The following is a 23,090-nucleotide window of genomic DNA, read 5'->3' as shown; positions in this document are numbered from 1 at the left end:
TTAAGTCCTAAGGCTCATCTGCCATTATTCGGTACGCACTAGCCGCAACAGGCAAGCGTTGCCGGTAGTCAACTTTCGTAATCACCTAGGAGCTTTAAAAAATGGCTACAACCGTAGAATCGATCCAACAACTGTACCTGGCCTACTTCAACCGTCCTGCAGACGCTGCTGGTCTGGATTTCTGGGCTAAGTCCGTTGCTGCCGGCACCAGCCTGGCAACCATCAGCGCAACCTTCGCTGCTACCCCAGAATACAAAGCCACTTTCAATGGCCTGAGCAACGACCAAGTTGTTAACCAGATCTACCAGAACCTGTTCAACCGCAAGCCAGACGCTGGCGGCCTGAAATACTGGAGCGACCTGCTGACCAACAAAGTACTGACCATCGACAACGTCGTGGCTCAAGTTACCGCTTCGGCTCTGCAAGACCCAGCCAAAGGTGCAGACACCGTTGCTGTGCAAAGCAAAATCGCCGCTGCTGTTAAGTTCACCGACTACCTGAACACCAACGTTGACGCACGTGTTGCTTACTCGAGCGGCGCCGTGAACCAACTGGGTCGTGACTACCTGGCAGGCGTAACCGATGCAACCACCCTGGCATCGACCCTGGCAGCTCTGCCAACCACCACCTCGGCAGCCATCATCACCGGCGGCCAGCCAGTCGGCACCACCTACACCCTGACCACCGGTCCTGACACCGTGGTTGGTACCGCGTCGAACGACATCTTCAACGCCAACGAAAACCCAAGCGGCCCAGCAGCAACCCTGACCGGCCTGGATTCGATCGACGGCGGCGCCGGCAACGACACCCTGAACGTGGTTTCGGTTTCGGCTATCTCGATCCCAACCTCGCTGACCGTTAAAAACATCGAAAACACCAAGCTGGTTTCGGCTGCTGGCATCGATGGCGACGTATCGGCATGGACTGGCCTGACCCAAGTGACCTCGGCTTCGGTAGGCACCACCGCCCTGACCGCTGCTACCTCGACCAACGTGTCGGCTACCGTTGCCACCACCGCTGGTGACGACGTTACCGTGACCGGCGGCAAAGCTGTCACCATCAACGCTTCGGGCGTGACCACCGGCGGCACCATCACCGCCACCGGCGCAACCGGCGCAGTGAACATCACCACCACCGAAAAAGCATCGCAAACCACCGCGACCGCTTCGGACATCAACGTGAAAGGCGGCTCGACCGTCACCATCACCGCGAACCTGAAAGGTGCAGTCGCCGAAACCATCACCGGCGGCGCCATCGGCGTAACCGGCACCTCGGACACCACCACCGTAAGCGTAACCCAGACCGCCGCTGCTACCGCCGCTGCTAAAGTGTCGGGCGTAGTTGACGGCGCAGTGACCATCGCTGACGCAAACGCAGGCAGCGCCACCAAAGCCGCAACCATCACCACCGTTTCCCTGGCTAACTACGGCGACTCGACCATTTCGTCGAACGCCCTGACCAACCTGACCCTGTCGGGCAAATCGGGCACCCTGGGCATCACCAGCGGCCTGACCAAGGAAACCGTGACCACCCTGAACCTGACCGTCAACGGTCTGTCGGGCACCAACACCATCACCGACGCAAGCAACCACTTCAAGACCATCAACCTGACCACGACCGGCAAAGATTCGACCATTGCCAACATCGTTGACTCGGCTGCTACCGCTCTGAAAGTTGCTGGTGACCACGCTGTTACCTTCACCTCCGTTGCTGGCCTGACCAAACTGGCTACCGTAACCGTTTCGGGTTCGGCTGGTCTGACCGCTGACGTTTCGGGTCTGGCTACCGTGACCGGCGTGGATGCTTCGGCAACCAGCGGCGACAACACCATCACCATCGACGGCACCAAAGCTACCTACACCGGTGGTTCGGGCGTTGACACCGTGATCCTGACCGCAGACCCAACCAAAGCCATCGACGGTGGCGCTGGTTCGGCTGACGAACTGGTCATCAACATCGACGCGGCAACCGCTCTGTCGGACGTTACCTCGAACACCAAGATCACCGGTTTCGAAGTCCTGGGTCTGGGCGCAGCTGCTGACGGCGTGTACGAAGCCGCTGGCTTCACCGGCCTGCACATCGCTGGCGCAGTTGCTGGCGACGTAACCTTCGCCAACGTTTCGGCTGGCGCCACCCTGGCACTGGACGACGCTCCAACCGCCGCTGTGACCTACTCGCTGAAAACCAACACCGCTGCTGACGCGCTGACCCTGTCGCTGGGCACCGCTGACACCGACGGCGTTGACTTCTCGGGCAAAGCCATCACCCTGACCTCGATCGAGTCCGTGACCATCAACAGCCTGGGCAGCAACGAAGACGGCTCGTTCATCAACAAAGCTGCTATCACCGACGCAACCGCTACCTCGCTGACCATCGCTGGTACCGAAGGCATCACCGTGACCGGCTTCGCTGGCGCAACCCTGAAAAACATCGACGTTTCGGGCATCGGTGCTGACCTGGCAGTTGACCTGACCGGCGTGACCCTGGCAGCTGCTGGCGTGACCTTCAAAGGCGGCGACGGTAACTACAGCCTGACCGACACCAACCTGGCCGCTGGTAAAGTGCTGACCATCACCGCTGGCGATGGCGACAACACCTTCATCAACTCGAGCGCAACCGGTAAATCGGTCATCACCCTGGGCAACGGCGACAACGCCGTAACCCTGACCGGCACCACCGGCGTTGACACCGTGACCGTAGGTTCGGGCGAAAACACCATCACCCTGGGTTCGGGCGCTTCGATCGTTACCCTGGCAGTGGACACCGACGACACCGACACCGTGGTTGTAGGCACCCCAGCAACCGCCAACAACTACGCCACCATCACCGGCCTGACCACCGACGACGTTCTGTCGTTCGCTGACCAAGGTACCGAAGTGTGGCTGGGCGGCAGCACCACCACCGGTCAAGATGCCAAGATCGTTCTGGACACCTCGACCGCTCTGTTCGCTGACTACATCGCCGCAGCAACCGCTGGCGACGGCAGCACCAACGGTATCTACTCGTGGTTCCAGTTCCAAGGCAACACCTACGTGGTGGAAGACAAGTCGGCTGACGTTGGCTTCAAAGCTGGCGATGACATCATCGTCAAGCTGACCGGTCTGGTTGACCTGAGCAAAGCAACCGTGGGCGACCACATCATCACCCTGGCCTAATCTCCTTGTGAGAACGCAGCAGGCTTGCCTGCTGCGTCAGCTAGCAAAAACCGCAGCTTCGGCTGCGGTTTTTTTTCGCGCATACGCTTCGCCACAGGGGCATTCCGGCTGCTAGAATCACCAGACTATTTACTTGTATTTACAACGAGGAAGACAATGAGTGACTGGACTGGCGGCTATGTGGCGGACATCGATTACACCTACGGCTATTACCAAGAATTAAACCCGCTGCGGGTGGCGCTGGCGTTTGCCAACGCCGGCCTGGAAATGCCGGCCATGGGCACCGCCTGCGAACTCGGCTTCGGCCAGGGCATGAGCGCCAATGTGCACGCGGCCGCCACCGTCACCGAGTGGCACGGCACTGACTTCAACCCGGCGCAGGCGGCGTTCGCGCAAGAAATGGCCGCCACCGCGGGCAGCGGCGCGCGCTTTGTGGACCAGGCGTTTGCCGACTACTGCGCCCGGACCGACTTACCGGACTTTGACTTCATCGGCCTGCACGGCATCTGGAGCTGGGTGTCGGATGAAAACCGCGCCATCATTGTTGACTTCGTGCGCCGCAAGCTCAAGGTCGGCGGCGTGCTCTATATCAGCTACAACACCCAGCCGGGCTGGGCGCCGACGGTGCCGCTGCGCGGCCTGCTGACCAATTACGCCGAAGTGATGGCGGCGCCGGGCGCCGGCATCGGCAACCGCATCGGTGCGGCGCTGGACTTCGCCGACAAGCTGCTCGAAACCAACCCGGCCTTCTTTAGCGCCAACCCAAGCGTGGCCAACCGCCTCAAGCTGCTGCGCACGCAAAACCGCAACTACGTGGCGCACGAATACTTCAACCGCGACTGGCAGCCGATGAGCTTTGCCGACATGGCCGAACTGCTGGGCGAAGCCAAGCTCAGCTACGCTTGCTCGGCGCACTACGTCGACCACATCGAGAGCGTCAACATGACGCAGCCGCAGCGCGCGCTGCTCGATGAGCTGCCGGATCCGGTGTTCCGCCAAAGCGTGCGCGACTTCATGGTCAACCAGCAGTTCCGCCGCGATTACTGGGTCAAGGGCCCGCGCCGCCAAAATCCGCTGCAGCGCTCGGAAACCATCCGCCGCCAGCGCGTGATACTGACCGCACCGCGCGCGACCATCTCGCTCAAGGTGCGCGGCGCCACCATCGAGGGCGGCCTCAACGAGGCGGTCTACACGCCGCTGCTGGATATCCTGGGCGATTACAAGCCGCACACGCTGGGCCAGCTGGAAGCGGCGCTGGCTGATCGCAAGATCAACCTGCTGCAAGTGCTGGAGGCGGCGCTGATCCTCGGCAGCCGCGGTGAGCTGGCAATGGCGCAGTCGCCGGAAGAGATCAAGGCTGCCACCCCGGCCAGCCAGCGCCTCAACCAGAAGCTGTTTGAGCGTGCCCGCGCCAGCGACGACACCTCGGTACTGGCCAGCCCGGTCACCGGCGGCGGCTTGCAGCTGGGCCGCATCAACCAGTTGTTCCTGTTGGCGCACAGCCACGGCAAGCGGGGCGCCGCGGCGTGGACCGATTTCGTCTGGATGATCTTGAGCGCGCAAAACCACCGCCTGATCAAGGACGGCGCCACCCTGCAAACGGCGGAAGACAATGTGGCCGAATTGCAGCGCCAGGCGCAGGAGTTCGAAGCCACCCGCCTGCCGATGTACCTGGCGCTGGGCGTGCTGGCCTAAGGCGTAGTATTTCAACAAGGGGCGGCCGCGTGGCCGCCTTTTTTTTGTGCAAAATTGGCCTCTTTTCTCATCGGTAATGCAAAATTTGTGACGCAAATCACATTTTTGGAAAAATCTAGGCGATAATAGCAGGTCGGAAATTTTCTGGCCGGTGTACGGCCAGCGGTTCTCCATCCCTTTTTTGCGTGTTCATCTCATGAAAAATCTGATCAAACCCCTCAACGAGCTGCAGGAAGTGCTGGCTAAGTTCAAGAGCACCTTCTTCACCGTTGGCTGCTTCAGCGCCATCAGCAATTTGCTGATGCTGGCGCCATCGCTGTACATGCTGCAGGTCTACGACCGCGTGCTGGGCAGCCGCAACGAAACCACCCTGTTGATGCTCACCCTGATGATGCTGGGCGCCTATCTGTTCGTGTCGGTGCTGGAACTGGTGCGCAGCTTCGTGCTGGTGCGCGTGGGCGCGCGCTTCGATATGGAACTCAACAAGCGTGTCTATACCGCCGCATTTGAGCAAAATCTGAAGCGCTCCGGCGTCAACGCCGGCCAGGCGCTGCAAGACTTGACCGTGGTGCGCCAGTTCCTGACCGGTAACGCGCTGTTCGCCTTCTTTGACGCGCCATGGTTCCCGGTTTACCTGATCGTGATCTTCATCTTTGAGCCGATGCTGGGCGTGTTCGCGCTGTGCGGCACCCTGGTCCTGGTGGTGCTGGCCTACGTCAACGAGCGCGTGTCGCGCCAGCCGCTGGCCGAGGCCAACACCATGGCTATCGCCTCGTCGACGCTGGCCACCAACAACCTGCGCAATGCCGAAGTGATCGAATCGATGGGCATGCTGCCCAACCTGCTGCACCGCTGGTTCAAGCTGCATGGCCGCTTCCTGCACCTGCAGGCCGAGGCCAGCGAGAAATCGGGCATGGTGAGCGCCGTGACCAAGTTCGTGCAAACCTCGCTGCAATCGCTGGTGCTGGGTTTTGGCGCGCTGCTGGTATTGGACGGCAAAATTACCTCGGGCATGATGATCGCCGCCTCGATTCTGGTGGGCCGCGCGCTGGCGCCGGTGCAGCAGCTGATCGGCGTGTGGAAGTCGTTCAGCAGCACCCGCAGCTCGTACGAGCGCCTGACCAAGCTGCTGGAAGAAAATCCCGCACGCTCGGCCGGTATGCCGCTGCCGAAACCAAGCGGCGTGGTGTCAGTGGAAGCAGTGACCGCAGCGCCGCCGGGCGCGCAGAGCGCGGTGCTGAAAAGCGTGACCTTTGCTGTCGCCGCCGGCGACGTGCTGGGTGTGGTTGGCCCTAGCGGCGCCGGCAAATCGACGCTGGCGCGCTTGCTGGTCGGCGTATGGCCGGCCGCGATTGGCAAGGTGCGCCTGGATGGCGCCGATATCTACCAGTGGAACAAGGGCGAACTGGGCCCGCACCTCGGCTACCTGCCGCAGGATATCGAACTGTTTGGCGGCACCGTAAACGAAAACATCGCCCGCTTTGGCGAAGTGGACCCGGAACAAGTGGTGCTGGCGGCCAAGCGCGCCGGCGTGCACGAAATGATTTTGCAGCTGCCGAAAGGCTACGACACGCTGCTGGGCGACGGCGGTGCCGGTTTGTCCGGCGGCCAGCGTCAGCGCCTGGGCCTGGCGCGCGCCATGTATGGCGACCCGTCGCTGATCGTGCTCGACGAACCGAACTCGAACCTGGACGACGTCGGCGAACAATCGCTGGTGCGCGCCATCGCCGACCTGCGCCAGCGCGGCAAGACCATTGTGCTGATTACCCACCGCACCAGCATCATCGGCGCCACCAACAAGCTGCTGGTGCTGCGCGACGGCCAGGTGGCCATGTTCGGCCCGACCAACGACGTGCTGAACGCCCTGCAGGAAAGCAATAAACAGTTACAGGCTCAGGCACAAGCCCAGGCTCAGGCTCAGGCTCAGGCTCAGGCTCAGGCGCGCGCCGCGGTTGCCGCCCCGGCCGCCGGCCAGGCTCCGCGCGCCACCACGGAACAGGAATAAGCATGCAGAATAAAATCGACAAAAACAAGGCCGACGCGGCTGAGGTAATCACGCACGACGTCACCCCGCTGACCGTCAACACCGACGCCGCCGCCTACGCGCGCGTGGGCTGGTTCGTGATCCTGTTCGGCGTGCTGGGCTTCCTGTTGTGGGCCAGCCTGGCCCCGCTGGACCGCGGCGTGCCGATGAGCGGCGTGGTCGCCAAAGAAAGCAGCCGCAAGACCATTCAGCACCAGACCGGCGGCACCATCCAGGAAATCCTGGTCAAGGATGGCGACGTGGTCAAAGCCGGCCAGGTGCTGGTGCGCATGAACCGCATCCAGGTCGATGCGGCGGCGCAGGCGCTGCGCGCCCAGTACGTCAACATGCGCGCTGCTGAAGCGCGTCTGAGTGCCGAACGCGACGGCCTGAAAAGCGTGCCGTTCCCGGCCGACCTGAAGGATTACAAGGACGATCCGCGCACCACGGAAGCGATGGCGGCACAGCAGCAGCTGTTCAATTCGCGCCGCTCCTCGCTGGAAAATGAACTGGGCGCCGTCGACCAGAATATGGAAGGCTTGAAAATCCAGATGCAAGGCGTGAAGGATTCGCGCGACAGCAAGCTGCAACAGCAGGCCATCGTCAAGGAACAGCTGACCAATGTGCGCGATCTGGCCAAGGACGGCTATGTGGCGCGCACCCGTTTGCTGGATCTGGAGCGTACCTACGCGCAGATCACCGGCTCGATCTCGGAAGACATCGGCACCATCGGCCGCACCCAGCGCCAGATCAGCGAGCTGACCCTGCGCCGCGCCCAGCGCCTGCAGGACTACCAGAAAGAAGTGCGCAGCACGCTCGCCGATACCCAGCGCGAAGCGGAAGCGCTGGCCAGCCGCATCGCCGGCCAGGACTTTGAAGTTGGCAACGCTGAAATCAAATCGCCGGTCAACGGCACCGTGGTGGGCCTGAACGTGTTCACCCGCGGCGGCGTGATCGGCGCCGGCCAGAAGATGATGGAAATCGTGCCGAGCGACGACGCGCTGGTGGTGGAAGGCCAGCTGCCGGTCAACCTGATCGACAAGGTGCACACCGGCCTGCCGGTGGAACTGATGTTCTCGGCCTTTAACGCCAACAAGACGCCGCACATTCCGGGCACGCTGATCCAGGTCTCGGCCGACCGCACGGTGGAAGAGCGCACCGGCCAGCCGTACTACAAGGTGCGCGCCCGCGTGACGCCTGAAGGCGCCCAGCTGATCGTCCACAAGAAGATGGACGTGCAGCCGGGTATGCCGGTAGAGATGTTCATCAAGACCGGTGAGCGCACCATGATGAGCTATCTGTTGAAACCAGTGTTTGACCGCGCCAAGTCGTCGATGGCGGAGGACTAATCATGAGCAAGTTTCCATTTCGCGTGCGGGCGCTAGCGGCCGCAGCGCTGGTGTGCTGTGCCGGCCAGGCCGGCGCCATCGGCCTGCTGCAAGCCTACAACGCCGCGCTGGCCAATGATCCCGCTTACCGCAGCGCGATCCACGAGTACGAGGCCGGCCAGCAGAACAAGGCCATCGGCCGCTCGCAGTTGCTGCCGCAAATCTCGGCCAACTACTCGGCCAGCAAGAACCGCACCGACATCATCACCCAGACGCCGCTGGGCGATTCGCCGTCGCACCCGGTGTACTTCAGCCGCTCGTCGTCGGTGCAGCTGCGCCAGCCGATCCTGAACCTGGACTCGCTGGCGCGCTACAAGCAATCGGTCGCGCAGACCGATTACAGCGCGGCGGTATTCGACTCGCGCAAGCAGGAAATGATTGTGCGGCTGGTCAGCGCGTATCTGGATGCGCTGCTGCAAAGCGAGCAGCTGCGCCTGACGCAAGCGCAGCGCGACGCCTACATTGAGCAGAAAAACGTCAACGACCGTCTGTTTGAAAAAGGCGAGGGCACGCGTACCGACATGATCGAAACGCAGGCGCGCCTGGACTTGTCCGAGGCGCAGGTGCTGGAAGCGCAAGATAGCCTGCAAACCGCACTGGCGACCCTGTCGGCGCTGGTGGGCGAGAAGGTGATGGTGCTGGACGACCTGGCGCCGCAATTCCGCATCGCGCCGATGGGGGCGGACAGCTACGAGGACTGGAAAGACATCGCGCTGAAAAACAATCCCGAGATCCGCGCGCAGGAATTCGGCGTGGAAGCGGCGCGGCAGGACGTGAACAAGAACCGCGCCGGCCACGCGCCGCGCGTCGACTTCGTCACCAGCTACAGCAAGAACACTGCGGACACCATCAACACCTACAACCAGCAGTCGACGGTGCGGGCGGTGGGTATCCAGGTCTCGATACCGCTGTTCTCGGGCGGCTACGCCACGGCCACCACGCGCCAGTCGGCGGCCAACTACGAGAAATCCAAGTCCGACCTGCAAACCAACACCGACAAGGTGCTGGTGGAGCTGAAGCGCCAATACAGTGCTGTGCTGAGCAGCAGCAAGCGCGTGCTGGCGCTGGAGAAGGCGGTAGCGTCGGGCGAGTTGCTGATTACCGCGACCGAGCAAAGCATCAAGGGCGGGGTGCGCATCAACCTCGACCTGCTGAACGCGCGCCAGCAGCTGTACACCAGCCGCCGCGACCAGGCGCAGGCCCGCTACAACTACCTGCTGAGCACCGTCAAGATGAAGGCCGCCGCCGGCGTGCTGGGCGTGGACGATCTGCGCGAAGTGGCAGGCTACTTCCGCTAAGCGTTTTTCGCTGCCCGATAAAAAAGGCCGGCCGCTGTGTAGCGGGCCGGCCTTTTTGTTGTGGCGCTCTGGAACTTATTCTTTGCCGTAGCAGTGCGGGCAGGATTTTTCGTAGACGTATTCCGGCGCCAGCTGCTGGCGCGGCGTGACCACGGCGCGGCAGTTGAAGCATTGCACGGTCTCGGTCGGTTCCAGTTTCGGGTTCAGCGCGGTGCGGTAGTCGAACACGAAGCAATCGCCGGTGTAGTGGGCGCCGCCGACTTCCTCGAAGTATTTCAGGATGCCGCCTTCCAGCTGGTAGACGTTGTCGTAGCCGATGTTTTGCATGTGGATCGCGGCTTTTTCGCAGCGGATGCCGCCGGTGCAGAAGGTCACCACGGTCTTGCCGGCGAAGTCGTCCTTGTGGGCCGCAATCACGTCCGGGAACTCGGTGAATTTCTTGATGCGGTAGTCGACCGTGTTGTCGAAGGTGCCGACATCGACTTCGAAGTCGTTGCGGGTGTCGACCATCACCACCGGCTTGCCGTTGTCGTCGACGCCGTTGTCGAGCCAGCGCTTGAGGGTGTGCGCTTCGACAAACGGCGCGCGGCCGTCTTCCGGCTTGATCAGCGGCATGCGCATGGTGATGATTTCTTTTTTGATCTTGACCAGCATGCGCTTGTGCGACTGCTCGGCCGAGAAGCTTTCCTTCACTTCCAGATCGGCAAAGCGGGCATCGCTGCGTACCCAGGCGAGGAATTCGTCGATGTTCACGCGCGGGCCGGACAGGAACATATTGATGCCTTCCGGCGTCAACAGGATGGTGCCTTTCAAGTCCAGGCGGGCGCAGATTTCCTGGTACTGGGGACGCATCTCCTCGGTGTTATCGAAGGTGACGAATTTGTAGGCAGCGATGTTGACGTGCGGTGCAACGCCAGCATGCGCTTCAGCTTGTAAAGCAGTATTAGCGGACATGATGGTAAAAGATCAAAAAAGGGAAAGGCGGTATTATACGCCCATGAGTTTCTTACCGCCCGAAAACCTGTTTATCACCGACGCCCTTGAGCAGTTGCTGTTGCACCCCGCCGAGCACCATTGGTGGCAAGCGCTGATGCAGCGCCTCGACGAATCCGGCCGCGCCAGCGAGCGTGCCTACGCCGCCCAAATCATTCTTGATCACGTACCGCAAGCCGGTCTTGCCGGCCTCTATCGCGCCACCGCGCTGGCGGCGCTGCTGCCCGATGCTGATTGGCTGGAGCGCTCCGCTGCCTTGCTGTTGCAATGGCAGCCGCAAGACGCCAACCGCGTCATGGCCTACGCGAATTTGCAGTGGGCGCTGGCGGTACGCGACAGCAGCGGCCACCAGGACTTCCACGCCAGGCTGGTGCAGGCGCGCCTGCCGGAGTTGATGCGCCAGCTGGGCGACGCGCTGCCCGCGCCCCAGCAGCCGCCGCGGCCGGCGGGCCCGTTGCGCAAGGTGGCATTGCTGGCGCAGTCGCTGGGCAATGCGCGCCACCCGCCGTCGCAAATGGCGCTGGACCAGCTGAAGCTGCTGACGGAGCAGGGCATTGAAGTGACGCTGTATTCGTGCCAGGAACTGGACATCGCCAACACCGAGCACTATTTCGGCTGCGCCCGCCGTGGCATGGTGCCGGCGTTCGATGCCGGTTGGCTGGGTTCGCAGTTGCCGGCCGATGTCAACGCCCACCTCAGCGACGCCCGCCTGTCGCTGAACACGCGCTGGCGCAAGAAGCTGGAGCAGATCGAGCAGTACGCGCCGGACCTGGTGATGTTCGTGGGCTTGATGTCGCCGCTGGTGTTTGCGCTGTACCAGCGCTACCCGGTGCTGGGCTTGTGCGTGCACGCCGTGCCGCCGATGGCGCCGGTCGATACCTGGCTGTGCGCCGACCGCCAGCTGGCTGCCACCGAGAGCAGCGCCTGGGGCGGCGCCGTGCCGCCTGCCGCCGGCCATTACCACCCGTTCCGCATTCAGCACGAGCTTGTTGCCGATGTGCCGCGCGCGGAATTCGGGCTGGCGCCGGGGCAGCTGGTGCTGGCAACGGTGGGCGCGCGCTTGCCGAGCGAGATAGGCGGCGACTGGGCCGCGCGCATGCTGGAGATACTGGCTGAGCATGAGCGCATCGTCTGGCTGCTGGTCGGCGGCGACGCCGTGATGCCGCCGGCGCTGGAGGCGGCCGGGCATGGCCGCATCCGCTGCATCGGCCATACCAGCGAGATCGGCCGCCTGCTGGCGGTCAGCGATATCTATGTGAATCCACCGCGCGTCGGTGGCGGCCTGAGCGCCGGCGAAGCGATGGCGCAAGGGGTGCCGGTGGTGGCGCTGGCGGCCGGCGATGCCGGCGCCAAACTGGGCGCGACGGCGCAGCCCGACGAGGAGCATTATTTCCGCCACTTGCAGGCCTTGATTGGCGACGCCGCCATGCGCCATCACGTCGGGCAACTGCAACAGCAGCACTTCGCCGCCACGCTGGACGTGCGGCAATCGGCGCCGTCGCTGCTGGCCGCGTGCGCGCAAGCCATGCAGCGCCACGCACTGCGCTGCGCTACTGCGGCAACTGCTTCTTGAACTTGGCCGGCACGCCGGCCACCAGCGTGTAAGCGGCCACGTCTTCCAGCACCACCGCGCCGGCGCCGACAAACGCGCCGTCGCCGATGCGCAGGCGTTCAATCACGGTGGCGCCGATGCCGACCGTCACGCCGCGTCCCAGCACCGACAAGCCGCCGACGCTGCTGCCCGGCTGGATGCGCGAGTAAGCGCCAACCTGCGTGTCATGTCCAACGGTGGCCGCGCGGTTGACAAACACCTGTTCCGCCAGTTGCGCACCCGGTGCAATCACGCTGTTGGCGCCGACAAAGCAGCCCGCGCCCAGCATCGCCAGCGGCGATACGTAAGCGGTCGGGTGCACCAGCGTGGCAAAGCCGACGCCGAAACGGCGCTGCACCTCGTCCGCCAGGTTGACGCGGGTCGGCGTGGTCGGTCCCAGCACGTACTGCTGTCCCGGCTGCGGCACGAAATCGTCCAGCGCCACCACTTGCGGGCGCACGCCGTGCGGCGCCAGCGCGGCCAGCCGCTGCGCCAGCGGAATGCTGCGCTCGTCGTTATCTTCCGGCAGGTGCGTGACGATGGCGCCGATCTCCCAGCCCACTGCCAGCGCGCAATCGATGATGTCGGACAGGATGTTGCTGGTGCCGAAGATGACCAGTTGCGTACGCTCACTCATGGGCCGCCAGCCCCAGTCGTGCGCGCGTTTGCGCCGTGCTTGCAATGGCGCGGCCCTGTGCCTCGGCCATGGCGCGCACGCGCTGTACCAGCATGGGGTTGGTGGCCGGCTGGCTGCGTTCATCGTCGAACCACAGATTGTCTTCAAGGCCGGTGCGCACGCCGTCGGCCAGCGTCACGCCGAGCGCGCTGGCTGTGGTTTGGAAGCGGCCCAGGCCGGCGGTCGACCACACCGATTGCTCCGGCAGGTCAGCCACCAGCGTGCCAAGGTGCAGCAGGCGCGCTTGCGCCGACGATGGATTGCCGAGCAACAGGTTGAAGTAGTAGGGCGGCTTGATCAGGCCCTTGTCGATCAGGATGTGCGCCATGTTGACCATGCCGAGGTCGAACACTTCCAGTTCCGGGCGGATGCCGCGCTCCATCATCAGTTCCGCCAGGCGGAAAATCGTGTCCGGCGAATTGACGCTGGCGCTGCGCGCGAAGTTGAGCGAACTCAGTGTCAGGCTGGCCATGTCGGGCTTGGCGTCGTCCTCGCCGAACAGTGCGGTCGCGCGTTGCAGCACGTCGCCGACGTTGCGGCCGCTGGTGGTGGCGGTGATCACCGCGCCCGGCGCGCGCCGGCGCACGGCGCGGATGATGTCCGCGAACACCGCGCCGTCGGTGGTCGGCACGCCGTCGTCGTCGCGCGCGTGCAGGTGCAGCATGGAGACGCCCAGATCAACGCAACGCGCGCAGTCGTCAGCGATTTCAGCAGGGGACAGGGGGACGTGCGGTGACATGCTGCGCGTCGGCACCATACCAGTCGGCGCCAGATTCAGGATAAGCGGGGATTTCATAAGTAGAATGATATCACCTATGAATAAGATGCAATCATATCCCGTCGCCGCGCCCGGTTTATGCCCTGCGCCGGCGCGCTGCGCGGTAAAATAGGGGGTTATTGAACCTGCATTGAACCCACCTATGAACATGGTAGCAAACGAACAAGAAATGACCAGCACTGCAGTCGTACCGGCGGGACCGTCTTTCGTCCATTTGCGGGTGCACTCGGAATACTCCATCGTCGACGGCCTGGTGCGCATCGACGATTTGATCGGCGCGGCCGCCAAGGATAAGCAGGCGGCGCTGGCGGTGTCCGACCTGGCCAATATGTTCGGCATGGTGAAGTTCTACAAGGCCGCGCGCGGCAAGGGCATCAAGCCCGTGGTCGGCGTGGATGTGTGGATTACTAACGATGAGAATCGGGATAAACCATCCCGATTAATGCTGTTCGCCAAAAACCGCATGGGCTATTTGCAGCTGTGCGAACTGCTGTCGCAAGCCTGGCTGACCAACCAGTACAAGGGCCGCGCCGAGATCCGCACCGAGTGGCTGCAAGAGCTGACTTCCAAGACCTATGCGCTGTTGCCCAACGATAGCCCGGCCAACGGCCTGATCGCGCTGTCCGGCGCGCACTTCGGCGACATCGGCACGGCGATTGAAAACGGCAACCCGGCGCTGGCCGAAGCCAACGCGAAAAAGTGGGCGCAGATTTTCCCCGGCCACTTCTACATCGAGATCCAGCGTGCCGGCCAGCCCAACCAGGAAATGCAAGTGCGCCATTCGGTGGCGCTGGCGTCCAAGCTGGGCCTGCCGGTGGTGGCGACCCACCCGGTGCAGTTTATTTCGCAGGACGAATTCATCGCCCACGAAGCGCGCGTGTGTATCGCCGAAGGCGAGATGCTGGCCAACGCCAAGCGCGTCAAGCGCTTCAACGAGCAGATGCGTTTCCTCACGCAGAAGGAAATGGGGGAGCTGTTCCACGACCTGCCAGCTGCGCTGCAAAACTCGGTGGAAATCGCCAAGCGCTGCAACCTGACGCTGGTGTTGGGCAAGCCGCAGCTGCCGAACTTCCCAACGCCGGGCATGACCATCGACGAGTTCCTGCGCGCCGAGACCAAGAAGGGCCTGGAAGAACGCCTGGTGCAGCTGTACCCGGATCCAGAAAAGCGCGAAGCCAACCGCAAGCGCTACGAAGACCGTCTGGAATTCGAGAACAACACCATCATCAACATGAAGTTCCCCGGCTACTTCCTGATCGTGGCCGAGTTTATCCAGTGGGGCAAGAACAACGACGTGCCGATTGGCCCGGGCCGTGGTTCCGGCGCAGGCTCGCTGGTAGCGTACGCGCTGAAGATTACCGACCTCGATCCGCTGAAGTACAACCTGCTGTTCGAACGTTTCCTGAATCCAGAACGGGTATCGATGCCCGACTTCGATATTGACTTCTGCCAGGAAAAGCGAGAGCTGGTGATCCAGCACGTGAAAGACCTGTACGGCCGCGATGCGGTGTCGCAGATCGCCACCTTCGGTACCATGGCGGCGAAAGGCGCGATCCGCGACGTCGGCCGCGTGATGGACTTCGGCTACAACTTCTGCGACGGCGTGTCGAAGCTGATTCCGTTCAAGCCGGGCAAGCCGGTATCGATTGCCGAGGCGATTGAAGAAGAACCGATGCTGAAAGAACGCCAGCAAAACGAAGAAGAAGTTGCGCAGCTGCTGGATCTGGCGCAGCAGGTGGAAGGCATCACCCGTAACATCGGTATGCACGCCGGTGGCGTGCTGATCGCGCCGGGCAAGCTGACCGACTTCTGCCCGCTGTACACGCAGGGCGGCGATGGCGGCGTGGTGTCGCAGTACGACAAGGACGACGTCGAAGCCGTCGGCCTGGTGAAGTTCGACTTTTTGGGTCTGACCACCCTGACCATTCTCGACCGCGCGGTACGCTACATCAAGGCGCTCGATCCAGAGGAAAAAGACTTCGACCTGGCCAAGCTGCCGCTGACCGATCGTCCGTCGTACGAGCTGCTGACCAAGGCCAAGACCGTCGCCGTATTCCAGCTTGAATCGCGCGGCATGCAGGGCATGCTGAAAGACGCGCGTCCCGACCGCTTCGAGGACATCATCGCGCTGGTGGCGCTGTACCGTCCGGGCCCGATGGATCTGATCCCGGACTTCTGCAAGCGTAAGCACGGCGAGAAGTTCGACTACCCGGATCCGCGCACCGAATCGATTCTGTCCGAAACCTACGGCATCATGGTGTACCAGGAGCAGGTGATGCAGATGGCGCAGATCGTCGGCGGCTACTCGCTGGGCGGCGCCGACATGCTGCGCCGCGCGATGGGTAAGAAAAAAGCCGAGGAGATGGCCGAGCACCGCGCCATCTTCCGCGCCGGCGCCGCCAAGGACGGCTTGAGCGAGCAAAAGGCCGACGAGATTTTCGACTTGATGGAAAAGTTCGCGGGCTACGGCTTCAACAAGTCGCACGCCGCCGCGTACGCGCTGCTGTCCTACCATACCGCTTACCTGAAGGCGCACCACCCGGCCGCGTTCATGGCAGCCAATATGTCGCTGGCCATGGAAGACACCGAGAAGGTGAAGATCCTGGTCGAAGATGCGATCGACGTGTGCGGCCTGACCATCTTGCCGCCGGACGTCAACAAGTCCGATTTCCGCTTTGTGCCGGACGGCCCGCCGCCTTCGGTCACCGGCAAGAAAGTCACGCAGATCCGCTACGGCCTCGGCGCTTGCAAGGGCGCCGGCCAGAATGCCATCGAGGCGATCATTGCCGCGCGCAACGCCGACGGCCCGTTCACCAGCCTGTTCGATTTCTGCAAGCGCGTGGACAAGAAGCAGATCAACCGCCGCACCATCGAATCCCTGATTCGCGCCGGCGCCTTTGATTGCTTCGGCGTCGACCGCGCGGTGCTGCTGGCATCGGTCAGCTTTGCGATGGAGTATGCCGACCAGCAAGCCAAGTCGGCCAATCAGGTCAGCCTGTTTGGCGGCGACGATAGCGATCTGGAGCCGCCGCCGGATTACGTCAAGGCGGCGCCATTCACCGACCGGCAAAAGCTGGCGGAAGAAAAGATCGCGCTGGGCTTCTACCTGTCGGGCCATATGTTTGATTCGTTCGCGCCGGAAGCGCGGCGTTTTGCGCGCACCAAGCTGGCCGATCTGGAGCCGTCGCGCGATCCGCGCATGCTGTGCGGTGTAATTACCGGCATCCGTCCGCAAATGACCCAGCGCGGCAAGCTGCTGATCGTCACACTGGACGACAAGAGCGCGGTGGTGGAAGTGACCGTGTATGCCGAGGTGTTCGAAGAGAACAAGCACATGTTCAAGGAAGACGAATTCCTGGCGGTGATCGGCAAGGTGTCGGAAGACCGTTTCAACGGCGGCTTGCGGATTTCTGCGGAGAAGGTGTTCGACATCATCAGCTCGCGCGTCAAGCACGGCAAGCAGCTGGGCATGGCTCTGCCGACCACGGTTGATGCGAAGAAGGTGGCTGAAGTGCTGGCGCCGTATCGCCAGGCCGATGGCTTGCCGATCTCGGCGCGCATTACCCCGCAAGGCGTCAGCTGCGTATTGCAGTTCGGGGAAGGGTGGCGGGTTGCGCCGTCGGACGAGCTGCAACTGGCGCTCAAACAGGTGTTAGGCGCGCAGGATGTTGCGGTTGAATATTAACCCGACCAGAAGGGTCAGACCCCGTACGGGGTCTGACCCTGACGCAAACGGTGTGCGGGTTTCGCGGGGTGCCGCCGGCTTTTACAGCTGCTGGCTGACGCCAGTGATGGCGTACCCCTTCGCCCCGATTTGCGACAGGGTATGTTCAATGTGATACTTAGGGAGTTCATCATGGTCGTCATCGACTTCCACGTGCTGGGCTTCGGGGTGCCAGTCGGTGTTGGTGGCCTCCTGCGGAATCGGCTTGCCTTCCGGTACAGCTAGATAGCTGTGCTTGCCCTGTGCTTCATCTCGGCAATAAATATCCACGCGCATGGTATTTCTCCTCGGACGAAAAGCCCATGTTACCGGATTTCTTTACGCTAGTGCGTACTTATCCTCTTCCTCATCCATAGGGATGAAGACCGGCTCTACCAATGCTGCCGGCACCGCCTCGATGCGCGGCGCGTGCAGGCTGACCGCCATCGCCTGCGCCATCTCGCACAGGGTCTCGTGACGCTTGCGCGCCTCCGAGCGTTTCTTCGACGCGATCAGCGACAAATCCGGTTCGCAAATCGCTTCGCTGGCGAGCTGGTAGTCGCCATCGGCGCGCGGCTGCGCGCCCAGTTCCTGCCACAGCGTATCGTAATCCGCATGCACCTTGCCCTGGCGGGTGGCGCTGCACACCACGCGGTTGGCGTTGCTGACCAGGCGCAGGCTGGCGCAGCCGTGGTCATGGGCGAACTGGCCCAGCAGCTTGAGCATCAAATTCTTCGGACGCAGGCCGTGCAGCTCGCGGGTGGCGTCCTTGATCAGTTGCAGACCGTGCTCGCCGCGCGGGCCTTGCATGCAGCCGACGCCCAGTTGCATGCCTTGCGGGCCGTGCACGAAGGAAAACGCGCAGCTATACACCAGGTCGCCGCCTTGCAGCAGTTGCAGCACCAGTTCGCCTTCGCGCTCCATCGGCTCGATGGCGCGCAGTTGCAGCTGGTACGGCAGGCCGCTCTTGCCCTCGATATTGGCCAGCACCACGGCGCCGCGTGCCGCCTGCACCGCCAGCGGGCCGAGGCCGAGGCGGAACAGGTGGCGATAGTGCTCGCGCAGCAATTCAAGGCGCGCGGCGATCGGCATGGTGTTGCTCAGGTAAGGGCGGTAGATTTTGTACAGCAGGCGCGGGCGGGCTTTCACCAGCTCGGCAAACAGAGGGTGGGAGTTCAGCAGTTCCAGCCAGCCCAAGGTGGCGCGGCGATGCACGGTGGCGCGCACCGACAATTTGAGCTTTTCGCGCAGCTGTTTCAGGCCGGTAAAGCCGGCGACGCCGGAATAGAGGGTAATGGACTGCGACGGCATCGGAACTCTTCTTTAAGGGGGAGCCTCGTGGGCGAGCGCCGAGTGTAGTTGGCATGTAACGCAATGTAAATTGGGGTAAAGATCTACGGATTTCCCGTAATAATTGCTGCTTGGATAGTTGAACTGTTGTATAGAGGAGATGCTGTTGTGCTAAGGGTTACGCGTACTAGCAAAAAGCAATGCAAGATGTGCTCCGGCAACGCATAATGATACATTGCGATACAAACCGGCCCGTATGACCGCCTCCTCCCTGTCCCGTTACCTGGTGTTTCCAGCGTTTATTGCGCTGTACCTGCTATTTGACTGGGCGACCTACATCGATCCGCTGTATGGCCTGAACATCACGCCCTGGAATCCCGATCCCGCGCTGGGACTGGTGTGCTGGCTGCTGTACGGCTGGCGCGCGGCGCTGCCATGGTGGATCGCGCTGGTGCTGGGCGAGGTGCTGGTGCGCGGCATGCCGGCGGGGCTGGTACTAACCTTGTTTTTGTCGGCGTGGCTGACCATCGGCTACGGCGCCATAGGCGAAGCGCTGAAGCGCACCTTCGGCAGCAGCGGCGTATTCGATAGCCGCCACCGGCTGTTCCAGTGGGTGCTGATTTTGGTGGTCGGTGCGTTGCTGAACGATGTGGTCTACATGTCGCTGCTATCGTTGGCCGGGCTGATCCCGCCGGGCGAGTGGGCGGCGGTGGTGCTGCGCTTCGGCATTGGCGATATGGTCGGCATGCTGGTGTCGATGCCGCTGGTGTGGATGCTGTCCAGCCCGCAGGGGCGGCAACGCTTGCGGGTAACGGTGTGGCGCTATGAAACGCTGGGCTACCTGGCGCTGGCCATCGTGGTGCTGTACCTGGTGTTCGGCACCATCGAGACCTCGGAATTCAAGCACTTCTACTTCCTGTTCTTGCCGGTGATCTGGGCGGCGTCGCGGCAGGGCTTGTACGGCACGGCGCTGATGGTGTTCGTGCTGCAGCTGGGCATCGGCGCGCTGGTGAAGTGGAATAACGCGGTCAACATCGCGGTGCCGGAGTTGCAGATGCTGGACGCCATGCTGGCGCTGGTCGGCTTCTCGCTCGGCATCCTGGTCGATGAGCTGCGGCAGGTGTCGAACGATTTGAAGCAGTCGCTGCGTCTGGCGGCGGCGGGCGAGATGGCGGCCGCGCTGGCGCACGAGTTGAACCAGCCGCTGACGGCGCTGGGCGCCTACGGCAAGGCCTGCGAGTTTCTGCTGGAGCGCGATGGCGCCGGCGGCCAGAACAGCGAAATGCTGAAGAACGCGATCCAGCGCATGATTGCCGAGTCGGGCCGCGCGGCCGACGTGGTGCGGCGCCTGCGCGACTTCTTCCGCACCGGCGCCATGAAGATGGAGCCGGTCGATGCGGCGCAGCTGGTGTCCAGCGTCAGCCAGCAATTCTTTGCCGCGCTGCGCGAGCACGGGGTGCAGTTGCAGGTGGCCGAGATACCGTCGCTGGCGATGCTGGCCGACCGCTTGCAGATCGAGCTGGTGCTGCGTAACCTGCTCGACAACGCGCTCGACGCGGTGCGCGAGCAGCCGGAAGGGGGGCGCAGCATCACGGTATCGCTGCAGCTGCTCGACAGCAAGCGCCACGGCAAAGCCAGCTGCTTGCAGCTGACGGTGGAAGATAGCGGTAAAGGCGTGTCGGAAGAATTGGCGGCGCGCTTGTTTGAACCTTTTGTATCGTCCAAGGCCACAGGCATGGGACTGGGCCTGGTGTTAAGCCGGGCCATTATGGAAGCGCATGGCGGCTCGCTCTGGGCCGAAGTGGGCAATCACGGCATATTCAAGATGGCGCTGCCGGTGGCGCGCCGCGTAGTGGAAGGGCAGGAGAACTATGTTGCAGCATGATCTAACCGTATTCATTGTCGATGACGACCCGGCCGTGCGCGATGCGCTGGGCTTGCTGCTGGGCGTGCGCGGTTACCGCACGGCGGTGTTTGCCAGCGCCGAGGCTTTCCTGCAGGGCTGGCAGCCGGGCTGGAGTGGTTGCCTGCTGGTCGACATCCGCATGTCCGGCATGGACGGCCTGAGCTTGCAGCGCGAGCTGCTGGAGCGCGGCAGCCGCATGCCGGTGGTGGTGATGAGCGGCCACGGCGACGTCAGCACGGCGCGCGCGGCGTTCAAGGCCGATGCGGTGGATTTCCTGGAAAAGCCGTTTGATGACGCCAAGCTGATCGGCGCCATCGATGAAGCGCTGGCGCGCGCCCACGCCAACCACAGCGAGCTACAGCGCCGCAAGCAGAGCGCCAACTTGCTGAGCGAGTTGACGCCGCGCGAGCGCGAAGTGATGCAGCTGGTAGTGCTGGGCCGCCACAACCGCGACATCGGCCCGGCGCTGGGCATCAGCGTGCGCACGGTGGAAGTGCACAAAGCGCGCCTGATGAGCAAGCTGGGCGTGGACAACGTCGCCGACCTCGTCCGCATCAGCATGCTTGAAGGGCAGTAAAAACCGGGGTCAGTTCTGCCAATCGGACACGAGCTCTACCGTAGCAGTCGCTAGGGTAGAGCTCGTGTCCGATTGGCAGAACTGACCCCGAATTTAGCGGAGGGCGGCGCGGGTGCGTTCCAGGCGCTGCCACAGCTTGAGCTTGCGCACCGCCGTTTGCTGGAAGTGGAACCAGCGGTTGCCATCCAGCGCGCGCTGCACCTGGCGCGCCGTGTGGGCGTCCTTGCGGCCGTTGCCGGCCATGCCGGCCAGCACTTGCTGCGGCGGCGCGAACAGGCTGTCGAGGAAGATGCCGCGCACCTTGCCGCGCACCGCGTTGCCGGTCGATGCCGGCAGCTGGTAGGAATTCTTCACCATGCCGATGTAGAAGTGGCACACCGCCCGGTCAAACTGCGCGCGCACCGCCGCGCTCACGCCGGCCCGCTCGAAGTGCGGCTTGACCGCCGCCAGCGCCGATACAAAATCCACGCACCACTGCTCGCTGATCACGCGCGTGATGCTGACCGGATGCTGGCGATACGCCAACAGCACGTGCGGCAAATACACCAGGCTGCGGCAGCGCTGCAGCAGGCGCGGCACCACCGCCACATCCTCGAACAGGCGGCGCGACGGGAACAGCGGCATGGCTTCCTGCGCGTAGATCTCGCGCTTGAACACCTTGCACCACACGTACATATGGCGGTCGTTGAAGAACGAGGTCAGGATCGCGTCCTGGCAGGTGATGGTCTGCTCCGGCGCGTAGCTCATGTAGACGTCGCGGTCCTTGTCCGGCGCATCCGGGTGCCACATGCGCAGCGCGGTGGCGATCACGTCCGGGTGCCGGTCGGCGATCACGCGCTCCAGTGCCTCCAGTGAGCGCGGCAGCAGGCGGTCGTCGCTGTCGACAAACAGGATGTACTCGCCGCGCGCTTCCAGCAGGGCACGGTTGCGGGCGTCGGAGATGCCTTGGTTCGGCTGTTCCACCAGCCGGATCTGCAAGCGCGGATAAGCTGCTTGCACGGCTTTCACGCGCGCCACAGTGTCGTCGGTGGAACCGTCGTCCACCATGATCAGCTCGTGGCGGTGGTGCATCTGCGCGACGATGTGGTCGAGGCAGTCGGTAATGAAGCGGCCAACGTTGTAGCCGGGGACCAGGATGCTCAGCAGCGGGGCGTCGGCGTGTTGCGGCTTCATGCGCGCAATCCTTTCACCGCCAGCACGGTGCGGTCGGCCGCGCGCTGCAACACGGTGGCGCGGTTGCTGGTTTCCTGGTCGCGCGCGTTTTCCTTGTGCCACAGGTGCAGCACCTCGGTGGCGTAGGCGCCGTCCTTGCGCATCACGCCGGCATTGAACAGGCGCACCACCAGGTCGGAATCTTCATGGCCCCAGCCGAGGAAGCTTTCGTCGAAGCCGTTCACCAGGTCGAGGTCGGCGCGCCACACGGCCAGGTTGCAGCTCTTGATGCGGCGCCAGGTGAAGCGGCGGCTGGTGCGGCCCACGTCCGGCAGGGTGAACAGCAGCGGCAGCACCTTGTTGAGCGCGCCGCTGCGGCGCCACGCCAGCTTGTCGGCCGCGCCCAGCGCGTTCAAATCGAGATGCTGGCCCAGCACCCGCGTCGTGGCTTGCTCGCTAAGCAGGATGCGGCTGCCCTGCACCAGATAGCCGCGCTGCGCCAGCTTGCGGTGCTGGCTGATAAAATTGCGCTGCGGCACGCAGTCGCCGTCGAGGAAGACGATGTATTCGCCCTTGGCGTCCAGGGTGCCGAGGTTGCGCGCCCGTGCCGCGCGGAAGCCGAGGTCTTCCTGCCACACATGGCGCAGCGGCACCGGCGAGCGCGCCTGCAGCGCGGCCACGGCCTGCTGCGTGTTGTGGCCGGAGCCGTCATCAGCGATAATGATTTCGAACCCGCGGTCGTCCTGCGCAAAGCAGGCCTCCACCACGGCGGTCAGCGCATCCGGCCGGTTGTAAGTAGTGATGACGACGGAAATAAGGACGGATGACATAGGGAGCGGTAGCAGATTGCTTTCTTGCAATAAAC

16 protein-coding genes are annotated in these 23,090 nt (G+C 63.2%); 9 read left to right on the top strand and 7 right to left on the bottom strand.

The genetic code is table 11. The features are described from left to right. The first annotated feature begins 101 nt into the window (after nt 1–101). The 5 genes from GTP45_RS18535 to GTP45_RS18515 all read left to right on the top strand — a co-directional run bounded on the left by GTP45_RS18535 (nt 102) and on the right by GTP45_RS18515 (nt 9,559). Nucleotides 102–3,155, top strand: coding sequence for a DUF4214 domain-containing protein (locus GTP45_RS18535; protein WP_161015350.1), 3,054 nt, complete (start codon nt 102–104; stop codon nt 3,153–3,155). Between the two features lie 156 nt (nt 3,156–3,311). Continuing rightward, a complete protein-coding gene (locus GTP45_RS18530; RefSeq protein ID WP_161015349.1) occupies nt 3,312–4,850 on the top strand; it encodes a class I SAM-dependent methyltransferase in 1,539 nt (512 codons plus the stop codon). Between the two features lie 196 nt (nt 4,851–5,046). Then, a complete protein-coding gene (locus tag GTP45_RS18525; protein WP_161015348.1) occupies nt 5,047–6,855 on the top strand; it encodes a type I secretion system permease/ATPase in 1,809 nt (602 codons plus the stop codon). Between the two features lie 2 nt (nt 6,856–6,857). Further along, a complete protein-coding gene (locus tag GTP45_RS18520) occupies nt 6,858–8,222 on the top strand; it encodes an HlyD family type I secretion periplasmic adaptor subunit (RefSeq protein ID WP_161015347.1) in 1,365 nt (454 codons plus the stop codon). Between the two features lie 2 nt (nt 8,223–8,224). Further along, nucleotides 8,225–9,559, top strand: a complete 1,335-nt coding sequence (locus tag GTP45_RS18515) for a TolC family outer membrane protein (protein ID WP_161015346.1) — start codon at nt 8,225–8,227, stop codon at nt 9,557–9,559. Nucleotides 9,560–9,634: 75 nt separating this feature from the next. Here GTP45_RS18515 and GTP45_RS18510 read toward each other — a convergent pair whose 3' ends face one another. Then, the gene (locus GTP45_RS18510; RefSeq protein ID WP_161015345.1) at nt 9,635–10,513 is read right to left on the bottom strand and encodes a sulfurtransferase; all 879 of its coding nucleotides are present in this window, start codon (nt 10,511–10,513) and stop codon (nt 9,635–9,637) included. Nucleotides 10,514–10,556: 43 nt separating this feature from the next. On the opposite strand from GTP45_RS18510, the gene GTP45_RS18505 reads away from it, so the two are divergent. Further along, entirely contained in the window at nt 10,557–12,125 is a 1,569-nt protein-coding gene (locus GTP45_RS18505; protein WP_161015344.1) for a glycosyltransferase, read from the top strand. On the opposite strand, the gene GTP45_RS18500 is transcribed toward GTP45_RS18505, so the two are convergent. Beyond that, a complete protein-coding gene (locus tag GTP45_RS18500; RefSeq protein ID WP_161015343.1) occupies nt 12,103–12,780 on the bottom strand; it encodes an LbetaH domain-containing protein in 678 nt (225 codons plus the stop codon). The two genes, GTP45_RS18505 and GTP45_RS18500, sit on opposite strands and share 23 nt — an antisense overlap. Next, on the bottom strand, nt 12,773–13,615 hold the full coding sequence (locus GTP45_RS18495; RefSeq protein WP_161015342.1) for a beta-keto acid cleavage family enzyme: 843 nt from the start codon (nt 13,613–13,615) through the stop codon (nt 12,773–12,775). Before GTP45_RS18495 ends, GTP45_RS18500 begins: the two co-directional genes overlap by 8 nt. Nucleotides 13,616–13,739: 124 nt before the next feature. On the opposite strand from GTP45_RS18495, the gene dnaE reads away from it, so the two are divergent. Further along, on the top strand, nt 13,740–17,282 hold the full coding sequence (dnaE, locus tag GTP45_RS18490) for a DNA polymerase III subunit alpha (RefSeq protein WP_161015341.1): 3,543 nt from the start codon (nt 13,740–13,742) through the stop codon (nt 17,280–17,282). An 81-nt stretch (nt 17,283–17,363) separates the two neighbouring features. On the opposite strand, the gene GTP45_RS18485 is transcribed toward dnaE, so the two are convergent. Then, a complete protein-coding gene (locus GTP45_RS18485; RefSeq protein ID WP_161015340.1) occupies nt 17,364–17,597 on the bottom strand; it encodes a DUF6139 family protein in 234 nt (77 codons plus the stop codon). Between the two features lie 42 nt (nt 17,598–17,639). Further along, nucleotides 17,640–18,611 carry a VirK/YbjX family protein gene (locus tag GTP45_RS18480; RefSeq protein ID WP_161015339.1) on the bottom strand — a complete coding sequence of 324 codons (972 nt, stop codon included), beginning with the start codon at nt 18,609–18,611 and terminating at the stop codon, nt 17,640–17,642. Nucleotides 18,612–18,846: 235 nt separating this feature from the next. On the opposite strand from GTP45_RS18480, the gene GTP45_RS18475 reads away from it, so the two are divergent. Continuing rightward, the gene (locus GTP45_RS18475; RefSeq protein WP_161015338.1) at nt 18,847–20,475 is read left to right on the top strand and encodes a sensor histidine kinase; all 1,629 of its coding nucleotides are present in this window, start codon (nt 18,847–18,849) and stop codon (nt 20,473–20,475) included. After that, the gene (locus GTP45_RS18470) at nt 20,465–21,073 is read left to right on the top strand and encodes a response regulator transcription factor (protein ID WP_161015560.1); all 609 of its coding nucleotides are present in this window, start codon (nt 20,465–20,467) and stop codon (nt 21,071–21,073) included. The genes GTP45_RS18475 and GTP45_RS18470 overlap by 11 nt, the downstream gene beginning before the upstream one ends. A 93-nt stretch (nt 21,074–21,166) precedes the next feature. Here the strand turns inward: GTP45_RS18470 and GTP45_RS18465 are convergent, their stop codons facing one another. After that, entirely contained in the window at nt 21,167–22,246 is a 1,080-nt protein-coding gene (locus tag GTP45_RS18465) for a glycosyltransferase family 2 protein (RefSeq protein ID WP_161015337.1), read from the bottom strand. Further along, nucleotides 22,243–23,055: a glycosyltransferase family 2 protein gene (locus tag GTP45_RS18460; RefSeq protein ID WP_161015336.1), complete on the bottom strand. Its 813-nt coding sequence runs from the start codon at nt 23,053–23,055 to the stop codon at nt 22,243–22,245. Before GTP45_RS18460 ends, GTP45_RS18465 begins: the two co-directional genes overlap by 4 nt. Between the last annotated feature and the right edge of the window lie 35 nt (nt 23,056–23,090).

Source organism: Duganella rivi (assembly GCF_009857435.1).
Taxonomy (GTDB): domain Bacteria; phylum Pseudomonadota; class Gammaproteobacteria; order Burkholderiales; family Burkholderiaceae_D; genus Rugamonas; species Rugamonas rivi.
The sequence above is the reverse complement of the archived record's forward strand: the minus strand, read 5'-3'. Positions and strand labels throughout refer to the sequence as shown.